At 67.6% G+C, this 19,567-nt stretch carries 17 protein-coding genes and 3 pseudogenes; 9 read left to right on the top strand and 11 right to left on the bottom strand.

Annotation, left to right across the window (positions count from 1 at the left end; translation table 11 throughout):
• The first annotated feature begins 242 nt into the window (after nt 1–242).
• The 5 genes and pseudogenes from DY245_RS06415 (at nt 243) to DY245_RS06435 (ending at nt 4,821) form a co-directional block, all read left to right on the top strand.
• Complete coding sequence (locus tag DY245_RS06415; RefSeq protein WP_128504435.1) at nt 243–2,111, top strand: virginiamycin B lyase family protein; 1,869 nt, start codon at nt 243–245, stop codon at nt 2,109–2,111.
• Nucleotides 2,112–2,575: 464 nt separating this feature from the next.
• Nucleotides 2,576–2,710: pseudogene (locus DY245_RS47800) on the top strand (IS630 family transposase); the annotation flags it as partial.
• Nucleotides 2,711–2,714: 4 nt separating this feature from the next.
• Complete coding sequence (locus DY245_RS44140) at nt 2,715–3,026, top strand: hypothetical protein (protein ID WP_181923546.1); 312 nt, start codon at nt 2,715–2,717, stop codon at nt 3,024–3,026.
• 246 nt (nt 3,027–3,272) lie between these two features.
• Nucleotides 3,273–3,728 (top strand): IS110 family transposase, encoded by a 456-nt coding sequence (locus DY245_RS06430; RefSeq protein WP_244942870.1) that lies wholly within the window; start codon nt 3,273–3,275, stop codon nt 3,726–3,728.
• Between the two features lie 97 nt (nt 3,729–3,825).
• Nucleotides 3,826–4,821, top strand: a complete 996-nt coding sequence (locus DY245_RS06435) for a WD40 repeat domain-containing protein (RefSeq protein ID WP_181923547.1) — start codon at nt 3,826–3,828, stop codon at nt 4,819–4,821.
• Here the strand turns inward: DY245_RS06435 and DY245_RS06440 are convergent.
• Nucleotides 4,742–6,019, bottom strand: coding sequence for an IS630 family transposase (locus DY245_RS06440; RefSeq protein WP_244942865.1), 1,278 nt, complete (start codon nt 6,017–6,019; stop codon nt 4,742–4,744). The two genes, DY245_RS06435 and DY245_RS06440, sit on opposite strands and share 80 nt — an antisense overlap.
• A gap of 86 nt (nt 6,020–6,105) precedes the next feature.
• On the opposite strand from DY245_RS06440, the gene DY245_RS06445 reads away from it, so the two are divergent.
• Both DY245_RS06445 and DY245_RS06450 read left to right on the top strand, forming a co-directional pair.
• Nucleotides 6,106–6,390 carry a hypothetical protein gene (locus DY245_RS06445; RefSeq protein WP_128504439.1) on the top strand — a complete coding sequence of 95 codons (285 nt, stop codon included), beginning with the start codon at nt 6,106–6,108 and terminating at the stop codon, nt 6,388–6,390.
• Nucleotides 6,391–6,420: 30 nt separating this feature from the next.
• Nucleotides 6,421–7,604: pseudogene (locus DY245_RS06450) on the top strand (IS701 family transposase).
• Nucleotides 7,605–7,777: 173 nt separating this feature from the next.
• Here DY245_RS06450 and DY245_RS06455 read toward each other — a convergent pair.
• Together DY245_RS06455 and DY245_RS06460 are read right to left on the bottom strand one after the other, a co-directional pair.
• Nucleotides 7,778–8,586, bottom strand: a pseudogene (locus tag DY245_RS06455) (IS5 family transposase).
• Between the two features lie 240 nt (nt 8,587–8,826).
• Nucleotides 8,827–10,023, bottom strand: coding sequence for a helix-turn-helix domain-containing protein (locus DY245_RS06460; protein ID WP_128504488.1), 1,197 nt, complete (start codon nt 10,021–10,023; stop codon nt 8,827–8,829).
• 136 nt (nt 10,024–10,159) lie between these two features.
• Here DY245_RS06460 and DY245_RS06465 point away from each other — a divergent pair, with 136 nt between their 5' ends.
• Nucleotides 10,160–10,903, top strand: a complete 744-nt coding sequence (locus tag DY245_RS06465; protein WP_128504441.1) for an HAD family hydrolase — start codon at nt 10,160–10,162, stop codon at nt 10,901–10,903.
• 467 nt (nt 10,904–11,370) lie between these two features.
• Here DY245_RS06465 and DY245_RS06470 read toward each other — a convergent pair whose 3' ends face one another.
• The 5 genes from DY245_RS06470 to DY245_RS06490 form a co-directional block, all read right to left on the bottom strand.
• On the bottom strand, nt 11,371–11,559 hold the full coding sequence (locus DY245_RS06470; RefSeq protein ID WP_244942867.1) for a hypothetical protein: 189 nt from the start codon (nt 11,557–11,559) through the stop codon (nt 11,371–11,373).
• Entirely contained in the window at nt 11,556–11,777 is a 222-nt protein-coding gene (locus DY245_RS06475) for a hypothetical protein (RefSeq protein ID WP_244942868.1), read from the bottom strand. Before DY245_RS06475 ends, DY245_RS06470 begins: the two co-directional genes overlap by 4 nt.
• 87 nt (nt 11,778–11,864) lie before the next feature.
• Nucleotides 11,865–12,974: a glycosyltransferase family 4 protein gene (locus tag DY245_RS06480; protein ID WP_128504443.1), complete on the bottom strand. Its 1,110-nt coding sequence runs from the start codon at nt 12,972–12,974 to the stop codon at nt 11,865–11,867.
• Nucleotides 12,971–14,359 carry a hypothetical protein gene (locus DY245_RS06485; RefSeq protein WP_128504445.1) on the bottom strand — a complete coding sequence of 463 codons (1,389 nt, stop codon included), beginning with the start codon at nt 14,357–14,359 and terminating at the stop codon, nt 12,971–12,973. Before DY245_RS06485 ends, DY245_RS06480 begins: the two co-directional genes overlap by 4 nt.
• A 51-nt stretch (nt 14,360–14,410) precedes the next feature.
• Nucleotides 14,411–15,667 carry a nucleotide sugar dehydrogenase gene (locus tag DY245_RS06490; protein ID WP_128504447.1) on the bottom strand — a complete coding sequence of 419 codons (1,257 nt, stop codon included), beginning with the start codon at nt 15,665–15,667 and terminating at the stop codon, nt 14,411–14,413.
• A gap of 66 nt (nt 15,668–15,733) precedes the next feature.
• Between DY245_RS06490 and DY245_RS06495 the strand changes: the two genes are divergently transcribed.
• Nucleotides 15,734–16,507 (top strand): glycosyltransferase family 2 protein, encoded by a 774-nt coding sequence (locus DY245_RS06495; protein ID WP_128504449.1) that lies wholly within the window; start codon nt 15,734–15,736, stop codon nt 16,505–16,507.
• A 137-nt stretch (nt 16,508–16,644) separates the two neighbouring features.
• On the opposite strand, the gene DY245_RS06500 is transcribed toward DY245_RS06495, so the two are convergent.
• The 3 genes from DY245_RS06500 to DY245_RS06510 all read right to left on the bottom strand — a co-directional run bounded on the left by DY245_RS06500 (nt 16,645) and on the right by DY245_RS06510 (nt 19,514).
• On the bottom strand, nt 16,645–17,544 hold the full coding sequence (locus DY245_RS06500; protein ID WP_128504451.1) for a TauD/TfdA family dioxygenase: 900 nt from the start codon (nt 17,542–17,544) through the stop codon (nt 16,645–16,647).
• Nucleotides 17,505–17,990, bottom strand: coding sequence for an ATP-binding protein (locus DY245_RS06505; RefSeq protein ID WP_128504453.1), 486 nt, complete (start codon nt 17,988–17,990; stop codon nt 17,505–17,507). The genes DY245_RS06500 and DY245_RS06505 overlap by 40 nt, the downstream gene beginning before the upstream one ends.
• A 282-nt stretch (nt 17,991–18,272) precedes the next feature.
• Nucleotides 18,273–19,514, bottom strand: a complete 1,242-nt coding sequence (locus DY245_RS06510) for a helix-turn-helix domain-containing protein (protein WP_128504455.1) — start codon at nt 19,512–19,514, stop codon at nt 18,273–18,275.
• Nucleotides 19,515–19,567: the final 53 nt, after the last annotated feature.

Below are 19,567 nucleotides of genomic sequence, written 5' to 3' on the forward strand. Positions count from 1 at the left end.
GGAGAGAGGCAACCCCTGTGGTGCGCGGATGCGTGGTATGTGTCGGCGGGTCTCTCTCTGTCCCGGTGTGCAGGCGGTGGTCCGGTGCGCGTATACCGGCGCCGTACGACGCGGGCCCCGGATGGGAGTTCTCGGGCGGCCCTCTCAGCTGAGAGAGGTTTGTCATGGATCTGACTACAGGTTGGTGGGGAGCTCCGGCGGTGGCCGGGGTTCGGCCGGTTGTACCGGCCGGTGGATCTGAGGTGGCCGCTGTACGGGGGCTTGTGGCCGCGCCGTTCAGTGCGGCGTTCTCCACGGTGACGATCCCGGCGGGCACGACCCCGCTGGCGGTGGCCGTGGCGCCGAACGGCAACGTCTACGTCGGCAACGCCAATTCGAGCAACGTGACGGTGATCGACAGTGCCACGAACACCGTCCTGGCCACCGTCCCCGCCGGCTCAGACCCGGCCATGATTGCGGTGGCGCCGAACGGCAACGTCTACGTCACCAACCAGAGCTCGAACAACGTGACGGTGATCAGCAGCGCCACAAACACCGTCCTGGCCACCGTCCCCGTCGGTGGGGGCCCGTTCGCGCTGGCGGTGGCGCCGAACGGCAACGTCTACGTCGGCAACAGCACTTCGAACAACGCGACGGTGATCAGCAGCGCCACGAACACGGTCCTGGCCACCGTCCCCGTCGGCGCGGTCCCGGACGCGGTGGCGGTGGCTGCGAACGGCAACGTCTACGTCGCCAACCGAAACGCGAACACCGTGACGGTGATCAGCAGCGCCACGAACACCGTCCTGACCACCCTCCCCACCGGTGGGTTCCCGGGCGCGGCGGCGGTGGCGCAGAACGGCAACGTCTACATCGCCAACCAGACCTCGAACAACGTGACGGTGATCGACAGCGCCACGAACACGGTCGTGGCCACCGTCCCCGCCGGCACGGTCCCGGGGGTGATCGCGGTGGCACCCAACGGCAACGTCTACGTCACCAACACCGTTTCGAACAACGTGACGGTGATCGACAGCGCCACGAACACGGTCCTGGCCACCGTCCCCACCGGCGGGGGCCCGTTCGGGGTGGCGGTGGCGCCGACCGGCAACGTCTACGTCGGCAACAGCAATTCCAACAACGTGACGGTGATCAGCAGCACCACGAACACCGTCCTGGCAACCGTCCCCGTCGGCGCGTTCCCGTTCTCGGTGGCGGCGGCGCCGAACAGCAATGTCTACGTCACCAACGCCAATTCGGCCAACGTGACGGAGATTTCGCCGTTGACGGTGACGACCTCGCCAGCGTCGCCGGTGTGCGGGCAACCGGTGACGTTCAACATTTCCGGGGGGACTCCGAACGGGACAGCGGTGGTGAACTTCGGGGACAGCAGCCCCACGGTCACCGTCCCCCTGGACGCCACCGGGAGCGGGCAGACCACCCACACCTACACCGCCGGTACGTTCACCGCGACCGTGAACGGCAACCCCACCCCCGTCACCGTGAGCCCCAACCCCACAACGACGACGCTGTCGGTGACGCCGAACCCCTCCACCTGCGGGCAGAGCGTGACCGTGTGCGCCACCATCACCCCGGCAACAGCCACCACCTCCGTGCCGACCGGCACGGTCACCTTCACCCTCCCCAACAGTCAGACCCAGATGGTCCCCGTCAACGCATCGGGGCAGGCCTGCTTCACCACCACCGCCCTGACCACCGGCACCCTCACCGCCGCCTACAGCGGTGACAGCTGCTTCACCGGCTCCACCACCAGCACCCCCGTCACCGTGAACCCCACCCCCACAACGCTGACCGCGCAGCCAGGCACGATCCGGCTCCGGCTGACCCCGCTGCCCGAGTTCTACATCCCCACCCTCAGCGCCACCCTGACGACCACCTCGGGGATGCCGGTGGCCGGTCAGCCGGTGACCTTCACCGCCACCACGCTCTTCGGCCCGGTCAACCTCGGCACCGCCGTCACCGACGCCAACGGCACCGCCACCATCCACAACGCCATCGTCCCCGTCTTCGCCATCGCCACCCCCTTCTACACCGCCACCTTCCCCGGCACTGCCTGCTACACCGCCGCCACCGCCCACGGCATCCTGCTGTTCATCCCCCTCCCGGGCTGATCTCACTGGCTCCGAAAACCCCACCTCACCTGGTCTGCTGCGACGGGAGGAACACACCGTGGCCCAACTGGACGAGCTGGCCGACCAGTCGAGGGGTTTGGCGACACGTGTGGATTCCAGAGGCGGGGCTCCGGCCGTGAGGGCGGCTCCAGCATCGGCACGGTGATCCAGCAGACCACGACGCAGGAAGGGCGGCAGAACAACCCGACTCCGCGCTCGCGAGCTGCGCTCGGAGGGTGCCACAGCGACGGTGATGACGGCAACGACGGCACACCTCGGCTGCCGAACGGCCACTCTGACAGCACAGCCTTGAGGAGCGGGAGGCCATGCGTAGGAACTCTCCCGACCCTGCTGATCCACAGGTATCGACGATTGCTCCCGCCCGGCTAGTGCTGTGACCACATGGTTCGCCGGGTTGGCGGTTGGATGGGCGGTGACATCCGTTTCGTCCCCTGGGGGATGTGGTGGCCGAGCCTGTGCGGGTGCGCAGACTCACCGATCAGGAAGGGCAGAGGCTGCAGCAGATCGTGGGCCGGGGCACCAGCTCGGTGCGCTATCGCCGGGCGATGATGCTGCTGGAACGAGGAGGGCGACGAAGAGGCGGTGCTGCAGGCCACCCGCAACACCCTGTGCCTGCTGGCCCACCGAATCGGGCAGCTCACCGAGCAGATCCAGGAGCTGGAACGCCGCCTGGCCCTGCTCGCGGAACGCCACGCGCCGCAGTTGCTCACTGTGATGCGCATCGGCCCGGACACGGCCGTCACTCTGCTGATCACGATTGGGGACAACCGTACGCGGAGGTGCTCCGATCGACGCCGCGGTCGCCTCCGTCCTAGCCTGGTCTGCTCCGCGTACGCGGAGATGCGCCGCCGGATCAGATCACCACGCGTTGAATCAGTACTGCGCTCCGAGTGATCGCAAGTCGTAGGCCTGGGTATACCGGTTGAGGTATCCGCGCGCTGGGTTCTGGCTCGTGAGAAATCGGACCCGGGTGTCCGGTCCGTCCTTCGTCGATCACCAGTGCGGGATGTGCTGCTGCCGGGCTGTTGAGGCGTGTCCCAGAGATGGCCGTGCTGTGAACTGGGCACTGTCTCACTGCTGACCGCCTCGACGGCCCGGTGGCGTGAGCCTGCAGGCTCCAAGAGCAGGAGGTGCACCGTGATGAATGTCCCAAGTCCTGGACACGGTCCGCCTGCTGCAGGCGAGGTCATCCTTGGCGTGGATACACACCGGGATGTTCATGTGGCCGTCGCGCTCTCCACGATAGGCGTGGTCATGGGCACCGCGTCCATTCCCGCCACGGCGGTGGGCTATCGCGGACTCTGGGAGTGGGCCAGCCGGCTGGGTACGGTGCACAGGGCAGGGGTAGAAGGATCCGGCAGCTACGGAGCTGCCCTCTCCCGCTATTTGCTGGCTCGCCGGGTCGAGGTGTTCGAGGTGAACCGGCCTGATCGCTCGGTTCGTCGACGGCGGGGGAAGTCGGATCTGGTAGATGCGCAGGAGGCGGCACGGGCGGTGCTTAGTGGTCGGCTCCGGAAGTCCTTCGGGGGGCTGATCACGGAGCTGATGTTGTGCCTGTCGCCGTCAGATGTCAGGGGTGGTGAGGTGAGTCCGTAGGTGCAGCCGAGGGCTTCTTCTGGATCAGTCGCGAGTTGCCCATTGGCGATCATCTTCATGCGACTGCGATGTCTGAGCTGGGGATTACGCTCGTCACATGTCTGACGCACCTGTGCTGCTGAGCAGCGAAATACCTTCCTCGTCCCTGATCATTGACCTTGCGGTGGTCGAGGTGGGCGGCGGTCCGCTGGTGGTCTGCGCCGACCGCGACGATGCCGTGTGGACCTGGGACCCGCAGCGGGACCTGTGGCAGAAGCGGCCATTGACGTACGCCTTTGCTGAAGATCCGCTCGCCGCCGAGTACCCCGACGCCGAGAACGAGCTGAACTCGCTGGCCGCGGCCGTTTCCGGCGGCCGGGTCCTACTGGCGGCTGGTGGCTATGAACAGGGCTCCGCCCTGTGGGATTTGGAGAGCGGCGAACTGCTCCGGGGGGCGATGTATGGCGAGCCCTACGTCGGGTCCATAGCCACCGTGAAGGGGGAGGGGCCACCGCGGTTCGTGACGGGTTCGGATGCCGGAGTCCTGGTGTGGGGACTGTCCGCCGAGGAGCCCCCGGTGGAGCTACCGGACAGCGACATCCACGGCATCTGCACTGTCGCCACCGCCCAGGTCAACGGCCGCTCGCTGGTCGTGGCGGGCGGTGGCGACGTGCACGTGTGGGATCTGGCGCGGGACGAGCAACTGGCTTCGTTTTACCCGGATGACGGCAGCATCGAAGCGGTCGCTGTGTCCCAGATCGCCGATCGTCCGATCGCGGTGGCGGCGGATCCGGGACAGGTGTACGTATGGGGACTGTCTGAGGACGAGGGCGACGAGCCCATCTACGATCCGATCGTCGGTCACGAGGGCGGCAGCTCTGCCTTGGACACCGCCACGGTCCGCGACCGGTCCCTCGCGGTGACCGGGGGTGCGGACGCGACCGTACGCATTTGGGATCTGGCCGAGGGCGCGGGAGTCGGTGCCCCGCTGACTGGCCATCGGGGCGGCGTCGCGGTAGTGCGGACCACAATGCTCAGCGGCCGCGAAGTCGCCCTGAGCGCGGGCCTGGACGGCGTGATCCGTGTCTGGGACCTGGCCGCCTTGGTGTCGTAGTGGTCGGCTTCGGGGGTGCTTCGGCAGCTGATGAGGGATCGAGCGCGGCGGTGGATTCATCTTGCTGGCGGGTTGGGTGTCGGTCGAGTCTGGCCAGCAGATCGTCTAGGTCGGAGGTGGTGAACTTCCACTGGAACGGCTGTGCTGTGGCGTTGTAGCGGTCTTCGAATGCTCGGAGCCGGTCCCCGACCTGGGTCAGGTCGGGGAAGTCGTTGGGCGAGACAACCTTGCGCTGCACGACGGAGAAGTAGATCTCCACTTGGTTGAGCCAAGAGGCGTGCACCGGGGTGTGGATCACGACCGCGGTCGGGAACGCGGCAGACAGCCGGTCGGCGGCCTTCTGCCCGCGGTGGGAGGAGCCATTGTCGACGATCCATAACACGCGTTTCGCACTGGTGTACGGTTCCTGGCTCATGACCTGGGCGACCAGGTGCATGAACGGGTCGATGCCGGTCCTGGGTTCGGTGCGGCCGGACACCTTCGCGCGGTGGACGTCGTAGGCGGCCAGGTAGGCCAGTGCGCCGCCACGGCCGTAGGTGTGGTTCACGCGCATCGCGCGGGCCTGGCCGGGGGCGAGGGTGGGGTGGCAGCGGCAGCGGGCCTGGATGGAGGTCTTCTCGTCGGCGCTGATGACGTATTCGTCCGCGCCGAGCGGGACGCCCTGCCAGGTGCGGGCGTACAGGTCCAGCACACGCTGGGCCTTGGCGCGGAAGTCGGGGTCGGTGATGAAGATCCAGGAGCGGTGCTGCCAGGGCTTGAGCGCGTCCTGGGCCAGCCAGCGGCGCACGGTCGAGGCGGAGATGGGGCCGGTGACGCCACGCGCGGTGAGTTCGGCGGCCAGTTCCGGGCATGACCAGCGCGCCAGCGGCACCCCGGTCTCGGCGGGCAGGCGGCAGGCCAGCGCTTTGGCCTCGGCCACCTGCAGTGCGGTGTACGACGGCGGCCGCCCCGACCGCTCGCGGTCGGTCAGACCGGCGAGCCCCTGCTCGGCGAACCGGCCACGCCAGCACCGGACCGTGTCCAGGTGCAGGCCGGTGGCGCGGGCGATGCGCGCGTTGGAGCGTCCACGTGCAGCGTGCAGCACCACCTGCGCGCGCATCCGCAGCCGGTGCTCGGTCTTGTGGCCGTAGGCCACCTTCTTCAGCCGCTCGCGCTCGCCGGCGCGCAGGGCTATCGGGCGGGCGGCGACAACGGGCAAGGCAGGCAGGCCGATCGAGAGAAGTGGATCACGACAGGCCGAAGCCTGCCGTATCCGGGGACCGCCTGTCGGGCAGGATGGGCGCCATGCCCACGCCTTCGGAACACACCCGGCTCTCGCTGGAGGCGCGCCTCGGTGTGCACGCCCGCGCCACCTGGCCGCAGCTGGAGCAGCTGCACGTCCGCCACTGCGGAGCCTTCGCCTACGTGGAGGCCGAACTGGCCGACCGTGAACGGGTCAAGCTGATGCGGCTGCGCTACACCGGCGCCGTCGGCACCTGGCCAGACACCAGCCACAGCACCGCCTCCGACGACAACCCCCGAAGGACTTACGGAGCCGACCACTTAGTACTGCAACGGTGTTTGCCGTGACGGTTGGGCAGGCTGGTCGTTGGTCTGATCATGGGTGGGGACCTTGCTGCTGTCAGGGTGTGGGCCAGTGAACTGGACGCTGTGCACGAGCGGTTCGTGCATCGGTTTTCCAGGACGGAGCCGCGGGAGTCGGCGCTTGCCTATATGCAGGGACTGATCGCCCCGCTTGAGCGGAAGAACGGCTGGACACTGGCCGAACAGGCCGGTCACGCCGCTCCGGACCGCATCCATCGGCTGCTGAACCGGATCGAGTGGGAAGCCGATGAGGTCCTCGACGATGTGCGTGACTACGTCGTCGAGAACCTCGGCGACCCCGAGGCCGTGCTCATCGTGGACGACACCGGCTTCCTGAAGAAGGGGACCCGTTCGGCAGGGGTACAGCGGCAGTACTCCGGGACCGCAGGACGCACGGAGAACTGCCAGGTCGGCGTCTTCCTCGCCTATGCAGCCGGCGGCGGCCGGACACTGATCGACCGCCGGTTGTATCTGCCCACCTCCTGGACGGACAACCGCGAGAGGTGCCGCAGGGCCGGCATCGACGATGCGGTCGGCTTCGAGACCAAGGTCGTCATGGCCAAGAAGATGGTCCGCCGGGCGATCGCGGACAAGATCCCGTTCCGGTGGGTGACTGCTGATGCCGCCTACGGCTTCAGCAAGGGCTGGCGCCATGAGCTGGAGCAGGCCGATGTCTTCCACGTCATGGCCACCACCCGGCACGACACCGTGGTCACCCGCTGGGCCCTGGACCATCCCGTCCACGACCTGTTCACCGGCCTGCCGCGGCAGAAGTGGAAACGCCGCTCGTGTGGGAACGGCGCTCATGGGATGCGGGTGTTCGACTGGGCGCGTGTCGAAGTCCGTCCCTGGCACCGCGAGGACCGCCGCCACTGGGTTCTCGCCCGCCGCAGCTTCAGGCGACCCGAGGAAATCTCCTACTACATCGCCTATGTCCCGCCGGCACCACTCTTGATGAGTTGATCCAGGTTGCGGGCAGCCGATGGGCAGTCGAGGAGTGCTTTCAGACCGCGAAGCAGGAGTGCGGCCTGGACGACTACCAAGTCCGCCGCTATCCCGGCTGGCACCGCCACATCACCCTGGCCATGGCAGCACACGCCTGCCTGACCGTCCTGCGGGCCCGTGAACTCGATGCCGGGAAAGCAGAAACGGATCCTCCCAGCTCATCCACCTCAGCCTCGCCGAGATCAGACGCCTGATCACCCGCCTCACCGACCGCCAACCCGCACCCGTCGACCACATCCTGCACTGGTCACACTGGCGCCGAAAGCGACAACACCAGGCCCGCATCAGTCACTACACACGACGCGGACACAGCCCATAGAACTGCCCAGCCATCAGCACAAACACCGTTGCAGTATTAGACGCCGTTTCACTTGGTGAGTCGGCGGTAGCTGATGAGGGTGGCTGCTATGCCGACGAAGGCGAGGAAGTGTTCGGGCTTGCGTTCGTAGCGGCGGTGCAGGCGGCGGCATCCGGCGAGCCAGGAGACCGTCCTCTCGACGACCCAGCGGTGGCGGCCCAGCCGTGTCGAGGACTCGATGCCCTTGCGGGCGATGCGGTGGCGGATGCCTCTCTTGCGCAGCCATCGGCGCAGGTGGTCGTAGTCGTAGCCCTTGTCGGCATGGAGCTTGGCCGGGCGTCGGCGGCGCGGTCCGCGTCGGGAGCGGATGGGCGGGATCCCGCGCACGAGCGGTTCCAGGCCGAGGCTGTCGTGCATGTTGGCGCCGGAGATGCCCAGCGACAGCGGTAGACCGTTCCGGTCCGTGACCAGGTGGATTTTCGATCCCGGCTTGCCATGGTCGGTCGGATTCGGTCCCGTCAGTGGCCCCCTTTTGCCGCCCGGACGCTGACAGAGTCGATCGCGCAGCGCGACCAGTCCAATTCTCCCCGGGCACCGAGTTCGTCGAGGACGACCCGGTGGAGCCTGGCTCAGACCCGGTCCCGGCTCCATCGGGCGAAGCGCCGGTAGACGGTGGGCCAGGCCGGCCCGAACACCGGCGGCAGCTGCCGCCAGGTGCACCCCGAGGTGGCCACGAAGATGATCGCTGCCAGGCATTCACGGTCACCGGCTCGGCGACGTCCGCCGCCCTGCGGGCGTATGACTTCCGTCGGCGGGACCACCCGCCGGAACAGAGTCCACAACTCCTCCGGGACCAACCGTTCCACCAGATCCGTCATGCACGGCTCAACGAACCATCACTCCATCAGAAACGGCGTCTTAGCCCTGCGAATCGGGGAGCCATCACGGCGGCCCAGTCCGTTGGCGGGGGCGCCAAGGCGGCTCGGCGTGCGGTTTTCAGGGTCTGCGTCAATATGAGCTTCGCCTCTCCGCGCTGATTGGGATGCGGAGACGGTAAGCCGTGTTTCGGCGTGCGACCCGTACTTTCAGTCCGGGTTGTCCAGGAGTACGGGTCGCCCTCAGACGATATTGAGGCGTTCGGCGAGCTTGCCGACCTGTCGCTGATAGGTGGGACGGACCCGGTGCAGCAGGGCGGTGACCATGTCGCGGGCCTGGGGGCTGCGCTGAAGGTCTTGGGGGGAGAGTTCTTCGAGGTGGAGAAGGTGGACGAGGACAGCGGCGTCCTCGCGGTGCAGGTCATAGCAGCGGGCGACCTGCAGCCCGAAGGTGAACTGTCGTTCCTTGGACGGGAGCTGGCTGGTGTCGACCTGATCAGCTCGACGCAGGCCTTCGGAGGCCTCGCCGGCGAGCATCTCGATGCTGACCGCGTGGAGTTCGACGTTGGTAGGCCCGAAGACGGTCCACTGAACGTTGCCTTCACCAGCCTGTTCGGCGAGCGGTGCGGCTCTCTTCTCCAAGCGTTCGCGGGCCTCCCACCAGTTGCGTTGCGCCGCGGCAGCGGCCGCGCACACCAGCTCCAAGGCGCCTTGAGCAGCCTGGATGTCAGGATGGGCCGTTTCGTGGCGAAGTTGGTTGATGGCGAGGGCTGCGACTTCTGCAGCTTCGGCGGGTGCGTCCGGGCGGTCGTCGGAGAGCAGGACATGACCGAGGTTCCACTGTCCGGCCGCAATGCGCAGAGGGTCATCGGCATCCTGGGCGGCGCGGATAGCGCGGTCAGCGGCCACCAGGGCCAAGTCGAGTCGTCCGGTGCGGCGGCAGTAGGAGTGCAGCAGGCCGTAGAGGTCGGCGGCGATGCGCAGGGTCTCGCGACGTGCGTGAGCGTCGTTGCCCGTGCGGCGGGCGCGTCCGGCGAGTTCGATATCGGTGATGAGGGCGGGCAGCACCGCTTCGGCATCGGTGAAGCGTGCGGCGCTGGTTTGCCAGATTCGCCATGCAGCTTCTACGCGTTCGCGTAATGCGGCCGGCGTTGCCGGTTCGGTGCCGCGCGAGGTGCCACATCCCATCATTGCCTGGGCGATGCTTGCCTCATGTGTGACGGGCGCCTGCGGCGCGGCGGCAGGCTCGTCGGTGAGCAGGGCGGCGACCTGGACGCCGAGTTCGTGAGCGAGGCGGTGCAGCAGGGCCTGCGAAGGATTTTTGTGCCCGCGTTCGATCTTGCCAAGGTAGTCCTCGCTGATACCGCACAGGCTGGCCACAGCTGCCTGCGTACGTCCGCCTGTGAGGCGGTGATGGCGAATCCGCCCTCCGACCGTCATCCGTTGTGGTGAGGTCAATGGTGGCGCCCCCTTGGGAAGGTGAGGATCGGTTCAGCGTAGAACGCAGAGTGACCGATGCCCACCGATGGGCACGATCGTGTGACAGTGGACCGAACGGCGGCAGAAGGGCGGGGACGTGGAGCGGCTGGTGCTCTGGGACATCGACCACACACTGATCTCGACGGGAGGGGTCGGCCGGGAGTTGTCGGCGCTTGCGTTCCGGCAGGCTACCGGCGTCGAGATGCGCGAGCAGGCTGCCGTTGAAGGGATCACTGAACCCGTGATCTTTCGCGAAACCGCCAAGCTGCACGGGCTGGCGACCGATCGCGGCGACTTCGAACGCTTCGCAGCCGCTCTCACCCAGGCTCACCTCACGCACAGCGCACAGCTACGCGAGCGCGGCCACGCGCTGCCGGGGGCAGCTGCTGCCCTTGAAGCCCTGGCCGCGAAGTCTGGCATCCGGCAGTCGGTGGTGAGCGGCAACATCGGTGCGGTGGCGAGGATCAAGCTGGAGGTGTTTGGGCTGGACCGCCGCATCGACTGGGAGGCAGGAGGCTACGGCGATGATGACGACGTGCGCTCCGCCTTGGTCACCCTCGCATTGACGCGTGCAGCAGGCCGATCTGAGGTACTCCGGCCGGAGAACGCGGTGGTGATCGGCGACACCCCTGCCGATGTCGAGGCAGCTCGTGCCAACAGTGTGCCGGCCATCGCAGTTGCCTCTGGCCGGAGCAGTCAGGCCCAGCTGCGCGCGGCCGGCGCAGACGTGGTGCTGCCCGATCTGGCAGATACGGGCAGACTTCTCGACGCCCTTCGGCAGACGTCCGGGCGCACCAACTCGGCAGTTCCGGCGAGTTCGGAGAGGCGGAGCGCAACGTAGCTTGAGGCCCACGGGCTCCCTGGACGGACACCATGAGCCGCGCCTCAAGGGCGGCATTCCCCGCTGGGCAGGGCCGACCGACGTCACACGGTGGTGTGTGGGGCACCCACGTCCCGCGTGCGGGCCTGCGGCCGGTCTAGCGCGATGCCGTACGGTTGACAGTCGGTGCTGCCAGGCCCTTTGTCCGGTTGAGCACGTACAGGCCAGTGGGCCCGGAGCGCGCAGACGATGCGTGAACCCTGGTATGCCAGGAGCCTGTCCCGCCTGGAGGACGACGACGGCCGCCACCACCGCACGCGCGGTATGGCGGCGCGGTGGCCGGCCGGTCTCTGGCGGTCACATCGAGAGCGGTCTGTCCTGGATGGTTATGCGGTCTGTCAACCTGTTCCAGCCTGGGAGTGTCCCAAGACTGCACTGCGGCCTGGCCCCATGACGAGGTCGTCGGCCAGGCGGCAACGCGCGTGTCGTCAGGGGCGGGTGGCGATGATGCCGGGGCCGGCGCCGAGGGCGAGCACCCGCTGGGTGCCGTCGAGGCCGAAGAGCTCGGCGAGCAGGGCGTAGAACTCGGGCGCGTAGCGGGGCCGGTGGGCGGCGTAGTACGGCGCGGTGGACGCGAACAGCTCTTCGGGCGTGTACGAGGCGGTGGAGGAAGTCACGGCCCAGTCTCTCGCGGGTGTGCGGTCAGGGTCGGGTGATCAGTCAACGAGCCGGGGCGGCGCTCGGCGTCGTCCAGGGCGACGACGCCGCGGAAGCCGTCCTTGCCGTCGACCGAGCGGTCCCGGCCCGCGGTCCGGTCGGTGGCCACGAGCCGTAGGGCGGCCTCGCCTGCGCGGTCGCGGACCTCGGGGGCGAGGGCGCCGCGCAGGACGAGCAAGCCGTCGCGGTCGAAGGCGAAGCTGGAATACGCGACACCTGAACACGCGACCTCACCAGTCCCGAGGCTGGTCTCGAAACACCGGGCTTAGGAGGTAACTCGGAGCGTCAGTTCGCGAAGCTGGCGGCCGGTGGTAGTGATGTCGTATCGGCGTGCGTTATTGAGAGCCGCCTTGGTCAGGGCCTTGCGCCGGTGGAAGTCCCGACCCATCTCGTCTAGGGCCACGGCCAGCGAGCGCGGGTCGCCAGGAGTGTAGGGAACGCCAGAGCTCCCGAGGATTTCCCTCACACCGGGAAGATCGGAGTAGGCAACCGGAAGTCCGTGGGCTTGGGCCTCAATGAGGACGAGCCCGAAAGCCTCCAGACCCCTGGTCGTGAAGACGAAGGCGTCGAAGTTCGGCAGGCGGCGCCACAGTTCGGCGCGGGGCAGGAACGGCTCAAACTGAATCCGGTCCCGTAGCCCGAGTTCGATAGCCCGCTGTTCCAGATGCTCCCGTAGGATTCCTTTACCGATCACGGTCAAGTGGTGCGGCTGATCGGTTAAAGCGAGGGCTTCGACGGCGGTGATCGTGGATTTGTTGTCGTCCAGACGACCGGCGTGCACCAGAGACAGGGGTCCGATTCCAGTAGGCGGTTGATCGCGTACCCGGGCATCGCTCAAACGGATACCCCACGGGATGACGGTGAGTCGATCGGTGAATCGGCGTCCGGTGAGACGGTCGATGCGGTCGGCGAGCACGGAGGTCGGGGCGACGATCGCAGCGCTTGCGGCAGCAACTTCATTCATGACCTCGCGTTCCGATGCGCTGCGCTCGGCCACCATCACGTCGGGGCCGTGGGCGATGGCGATGATCGGGATGTTGCCAGCAGTTCGGGTGAAGGCCAGGCTGAGAGCGAACCCGAGGTACTGGGCGTGAATGGCATTCGGCTGGATCTTCTCGATGAGCACACCGACCTCACGCGTCAACTCGTCAACGTAGGGGTCGAAGTCCGGGCCTTGAGGGCGTTTCGTCGTGGAGAGGCTGATCAGCTGATCAAACGCAGCCTTCCAAGCCTGATCGACCGGTGCCCTGCCCAGGAAGGTCGTATGGATTTCAGGCATCGCGCCGTAGAGATCGTTGACGAGGATCATACTCCCGGACGAAGGCACGGAGGTGCGGTTGATGCCGGTCAAGATGTTCAGGAGTTTGGTGGTCATGCGGAAACTCCATTCATCGATAACCGTCGGGTGGGAATCGGAGATCGGGCTCCCAGGGCCAACTCGACTCGTGAATCATCGGTGGCGTTCTGCATCTCGCGCTGACGGGGAGGCGCCCACCACGACGCCAGGTGCGGCGTGAAGACGGCCGTGACCTCCTCGGCCGGATGTAAATAGCCCTTACTGTCCTGCTCTGCCGTCCACACTCTGACTGACGATCGGGGGTAGACGGGATTTATTCCAATCTCTCCCTTGGGGAGGATTCCATTGAAGGGGGTGGGTATTCCCTCGCTGTTCCAGTAGTCCCATGCCTCAAGAGCCTTGGCTTTCTCGAAGCAGTGGTACAGCTGCTGATAGCGGGGCATGTACCGGATCTCGCGGAAGATCATCTGGCCGATCAGTCCAGGCGCGGCTTTCTGGATCGTACTGAGATCAGCGCCCTGGAAGGTGACCGATGCCGCATCCTGGGACGGGTGCAGCGCAGTCCGGGCGAACAGGTGGGACAGTCGTCGCCGAACGTACTCGGCGACTCCCGGGCCGAGAGCCGGTTCTATGCCTTCGATGAGCTGGACGAGCCGGTGATGGCGCGGATTGAAACGGGCCAGGTCGAACAACTGGCCCATGCCGTCCACGGCGGCGAAGGCGAGTCGTTTGTAGAGCCAGTTGTTCAGCTCTCCCGCCTGGGCATAGGTCTTGGTCTCCGGAGTAGCGGAGTGGAGCATCAGGTATTCGGACAGAACCTCGAAGTACAGGTAACCGAGGAACGGCACGTGGACCACGGCGTCGGACAACTGGTCGATGAACTCGGGTGCCGAAGTGGCATGGCCGGCGGCGTTGCGCAAGGCGACGTCGAGGAACACGGCCGCGGCGCGCAGCCCGGCCAGCACGGCGCGGTCGAGCTGGTCGTTCTCGGCCGGGGTGAGGAAGCTCTGGTAACGCAGGTAGGTACGCAGGTGGATGGCACCGAGATGCAGGTAGTCGACGCCCTTGGGCCGGATCGGTGCATCCGGGATGACCTCGAAGACCATGGGCTTGGTGGAAGGCTTCGTCCGCATCAGGTAGGCGCCGAGGTTGTGTGGGCGCAGTCCCTCGCGCTGACTGGCGAGAGGCGAGCAGTACAGGGCTCCGACCAGGCAACCGGTGGAGACGTGCAACTGCCGGCTGGTGCGGATGGCTTCGATGTCCCTGGTGACGTGCAGCAGGTACATCGGCTGTCCGCTGACGAGCGCCTCGGTCATGGCGTTGTGTCGTATCAGCCAGCCGTTGGGGGTTGAGCGTTCCAGGTAGTGGCGCCAGTCGCTCTCGCTTTCGGCCAGCGAGGCAGGAATGCGACGCTGCACGGGCATGATGTAGTCCGTGTGGGCGTGTTCCCATTCGTCGCGCAAGAGAACTCCTGGGGATGGAAGATCGGCAGCGGGGCGGGGGATTTCGAGGAGCTAAAGAGTTTCTACGTTCGGTCCGGAAAGGCGGTTTCGGCAGTCGAGAACGTAGGGCGCGTTCTTCTCGACCATCGGGAGGTCGAATCGGGTGTGGTCCATGAGGAGCACCACGGCATCGGAGGCCGTGATCTCCTCCGGGATCGCATCGACCCGGGTCACGATCAGCTTGGTGTCGTCGCCGTCCGGGATGTTGGGGTCGGCGCCGCGGACCTCGGCGCCGAGGTTGATGAGAAGTTCGGCGACACGTGCCGAAGGGGAATTGCGAAGGTCAGTGGCGTTGTATTTGTAGGTCAGGCCGAGCAGCAGGATCCGAGATCCGTTGATGGTCATGCCGCGCTTGTCGAGTGCTTCCACGAGACGCCGGACGACGTAGTCGGGCATGTGCCGGTTCACGTCGTCGGCGAGTTCCACGAATCGGAAAGGGACGCCGAGCTCCTGCTGGACCTTCCACGAGAGGAACAACGGGTCGACGGGCAGGCAGTGCCCGCCGACTCCCGGCCCCGGGGTGAACCGCGTGAATCCGAAGGGCTTGGTCGCGGCGGCGTCGATCGCCTCCCAGATGTTCACGCCGAGGGGAGCAGCCAGCATCGCCATCTCGTTGACCATGGAGATGTTGACGAACCGGAACGTGTTCTCGATCAGCTTGGCCAGCTCGGCGACCTTGGTCCCGGATACCGGTACCGTGGTCTGAAAGATGCCGTCGTAGAAACCCTTGATCGTATCGAGTGATTTGGCGTCGATTCCGGACACCAATTTCGGCGTCCCGTCGAACGACCACCGCTTGTTTCCCGGAGCGATACGCTCGGGACTGAAACCGGCCAGGAAGTCCACTCCGCCTTTGAGGCCCGACGTCTTCTCCAGGATCGGCAGCAGCAGTTCCTCGGTGGTGCCGGGATAGGTCGTGGACTCCAGTACAACGGTTGCGCCGGGGCGAAGGTGCTCGCCCAGGGTCTGGGCGCAGGACTCGATGTAGGTCAGGTCGGGCACGCCGTCCCGCAGCGGGGTCGGCACGGTGATCACCGCGATGTCGAAGCCGGCCAGCGCGGCAGCGTCGGCGGTCGCGGAGTAGACCCCGGAGTCCAGCACTGCGCGGAGCCGCGAGGAGGCCACGTCCTCCACGTAGGACTGGCCGGCCGCGAGCTGCTGGACGCGGTGCGGGTCCACGTCGTAGCCGACGACACGGTGACCCACCTCGGCGGCGCGTACGGCCAGGGGAAGCCCTACATAGCCCTGACCAGCGACAACTATCTGCATGGCAGCTCCTACTCGATTGCGGTGCTTGAATGGACCGTCGTTCCTGATCTGGCAAGGAGAAGCGCTGTGCCCCTGGTGTCTGTCGTGATGCCCGTGTACAACTCGGCAGCCACCCTCGGCGCAGCCGTCCGATCGGTGCTCACGCAGACCCACAGCGACCTGGAGCTGCTGGTCACCGACGACCAGTCCTCCGATGGCTCCATGGACCTGCTCCGCGAGTTCGCCGAGCAGGACAAGCGCGTCCTGCCAAAGTCGGCACCCGAACGGGGCGGTGCGGGCCGGGCCCGCAACCTCGCGATCGAGCGGGCCCGCGGGGACTACATCGCCTTCCTCGACAGCGACGACATGTGGCTTCCGGAGAAGACCGAGAAGCAGCTCGCCTTCGCCGCGGAAGGCGATGCGCCTTTGACGTTCACCTCGTACTTCAAGATGGACGCCGACTACGACCGCGAGAGCACCGTCTGGGTCCCGAACGGGCGGGTGATCCGTGCGCGGGAGCACGTGGACTACCGCGCGATGCTGGTCCAAGACCACATCGGTGCTCTCACCGCCATGTACGACCGCAATGTCCTGGGCACGAGGCTGATGCCGGAGATGCGCAAGCGCCAGGACTACGCCCTCTGGCTGTCGATCATGCGGGACGGCGCTGACGCCCGGGGCCTTGCTGAGCCGCTTGCGGTGTACAGGGCCCACCAGGCGGGATCGCTGTCCTCCAACAAGCTCTCCCTCGTGCAATACAACTGGGCCCTGTACCGCGAGCACGAGCATCTGTCGGTCCCGCGGGCGACGCGGGCGCTGGCCGGCGCGGTGTGGCAGTCGCTGCGCAACTCGTGCATCTAACGCGCACGGGCCCGGGGAGCCCGGTGCGCGACCGTTTCCGGGGGTGCCCGACCGGGCCCCGCCCCGTGGCCGTGCCGCGTGCTCGGGGGCTGGACCCGAAGGGCGGGACTCGGTGGGTCACCGGTGCCGTCGGCCGGCTACGCGGCCGAGCCGGCGCCGGCCGGCGCGCGGAGGAACAACTGGAGGAGTAGCCGCCTGTCGGTGGCGGGGACGGTCTCCTGACCGCTGCGGAGCGCCTCCCGACCGTGCAGGAAGCGGCGCTGGTTCACGATGAGGTAGTCCCCGGGCTGGAGCATGAAGGAGACCTGACCCCGGACGAGCTCCTCGGCGAGCTCCCGGGCGGCGTCGGCGTGCGCCTGGCCGAGCTCGGACCGCTCCAGCATCTTGGCGGTGAACCGGACGAACCCCTCACCCGGGTCGGAGCCTTCCAGGATCGGAAACGGCTTGTACTCCTCGCCCACGCCGAACAGGTCGAAGAAGATCCCGTAGTGGTAGGCCGACTCGGCCAGCAGGGCGCGGCTGTCCTCCGACAGCCGCGCCACCGCCGCGTGGGCGTCGGAGAGGATGCTGGGGCCGCCGCCGAGCGGGTCGGGACGGACGCACAAAAGCGTGGTGTAGTCCGGGGGCCGGGTCGCGTTCACCAGGTCCATGTGGAACGCGTTGTACCCGATGCCGCTGGAGCGCCCGGGGTCCTTGTCGACCTTGACTCCGATGTCCTTCCACAGGGGCCACCGCGGGAAGGGCGAGAAGGGGACCGCCACCTCGGCCGCGAAGGCCGTCGCCAGCCGCCGGAACCGGTCGCCGGTCCCCAGGGCCTTGGCGAGGTTTCCCAGGCGCAGCACGGCGTATCCGCCGCCCTCCCCGGTCAGCGCGTGGCGCAGGATCGCGGCGGTTTCCTCGAACCGCGCGGTGGCCGTCAGCTCGGTCTGGTACCGCTCCATGGTGGACTGCGCCAGGAACGAGCCGTCCAGTTCCCAGGGCGGGAGAGAACGGTCGATCAGAGCGGCTTCGAGTTCGCTCGGGATGTCGATGAACACGCGGAGCTTCCTTCTCTCTTGGGGTTCTCGGCGGGGACCAGGGGCAGGCGGATGACGATCCGCTTGCCTCCGGTAGCCGGCTCCGGGACGACCTCGCCCCGGCCACGGACCTCCCGCACCAGGGCGTTGACCAGGAACAGGCCGCGGCCCCCGAGGTCGTGGGCAGCCGGTAGGGGCTTCGGCTTGAACGGGTGGGCATCCGCGACGGCCAGCATCAGCTCGGCCCCGTCCTCAACGGCGAAGCTGACCGTGGCGGTGGGCGAGAGCACAGCCGCGTGCTGCACCACGTTCGTCACGAGCTCGCTGATGATCAGGCACGCTGTGTCCACGACCTGCTCGGACATACCCCAGCCTGTGAGGACTTTGACGGTCTCACGGCGGGCCAGCGGGACGTGCTCGGCCGTGGAGATCACCTGGAGGTCGTGGTGCATCGCAGTGCTGGACATCGCGCAGCTCACCCTCTCTCCGGGCGGCAGCCGCCCGGACCGTGACCGAGGGTAAGAGCCCCAGCATGCAGGGGTGTTCACTGTCGTGAACCCACAGCCCCCGAACCAGTTCAGGGCCGACGAGGCACCGCCGGAGGGAGCGTTCGCGTACGAAGCACCGTGCTCCGTCGCGTACGGACTCCACGCACAGGCGTGTACGGGCGAACGTGCTCAACGGTGTACGAATGTGCTCTCAAACGCGTACGGGCTTATCTCTTCAGCCGGACGGAGAGGTGTCGCCGGTCAGAGTGGCAGTCCGATGCGGTGGGCCAGGCCCCGCAGGTCCCGGGCGGTGTGGGCGGGTAGCTGCCGGTCGGTGAGGAACTCGACGGTGTTCCTCACCGGCGCGTTGGCGTAGATGCGCTGGGGGGCGATCTGCTCGGCGGTCAGCAGGGCCGCGACCGCCTCGGCGTCCCGGCCGCGCAGATGGGACAGGGACCGGCCCAGATCGGCATGGAAGGCGGCCTGCCGCCCCGGAGCGTGTTCCAGGGCCTCGGGATGTACCCCGCCCCCGGCGGTGACGGCCTCGCCGTGCAGACCCAGGTCGGTGTTGAGGCTCACCTGGTGGATGCCGACGTTGGTGGGGCCGAAGTTCAGGCGCCAGGCCCGCGTCTCGCCGGTGCGGCCAGCGAGGTTCGCGGCCTCGGCGAGGTGGCCGCGGACTTCTGCGGCACGGGCCTTCCCGGGCCGCTGCCGGTCCTGGGTCAGCGAGGTGGCGGAGATCAGGTGGAGTTCGCCGAGCAGAGCGTGCGCATCCGGGCTGGTCAGATGCGCTTCCAAGGTGTTGGCTGCGGCGGTGGCCTGGGCCAGGGCCTGGGTGGGGCTGCCGGCCGACATCAGCACGTGGGTGTGGAAGAAGCCGGAGAGGGCGGAGTAGACCGGGTCGTCCAGTTCCACGATCGCCTCGGACGCCCGGGTGACCGCGATGAACGCCAGGTCGGTGTAGCCGAGGTTCTTCAGCAGCAGCGTGCAGGCCGGGTGGTAGGCGTCTGCCAGCAGCTTCAGCAACGCGCGCCGGGCGGCACCGTCGGCGGCCTCGGCAGCGGCGTGCAGGTCGGCCAGCAGCACGGGCAGACCTGCGGCGAGGGTGCAGTATTCGGCCGCGTGGTAGAGCCGGTTGGCCTGCTCCACCCGCTCGGCCAGCACCGCCGCCGGAACCCGGGGTGGGCGGCGGTCCGGCGGAGCGGTCATGGTGATCCCCATCAGCGTCAGCCGCAGGGCCGGGATCGCCTCATGGGCCGTGCTCGCGTGCGGGTCCACCGGGGCGAAGGGCTGACCGGTCAGCTCGGACGGGGCAATCTGCAGAGCCTCGGCGAAGGCGGTGATATGGCTGGAGCGGTCCAGTAGCCGATGACCGTTCTCCACCATCGACAGGTAGCCGACCGACACCCCGGCCATGCCCGCGAGGTTGCGCAGGCTCATCCCGCGCTGGCGGCGGGCCGAGCGCAGACGCTCGCCGATCCGCCTGGCCTGCTCTTCGTCCATGAACCCTGCCTCAACTCCCGTGCCTCAGCCGTAGCGTAGGGCGAGCCTCCCGC

This window comes from Streptomyces inhibens, from assembly GCF_003389455.1.
GTDB classification, from domain to species: Bacteria; Actinomycetota; Actinomycetes; order Streptomycetales; family Streptomycetaceae; genus Streptomyces; species Streptomyces inhibens.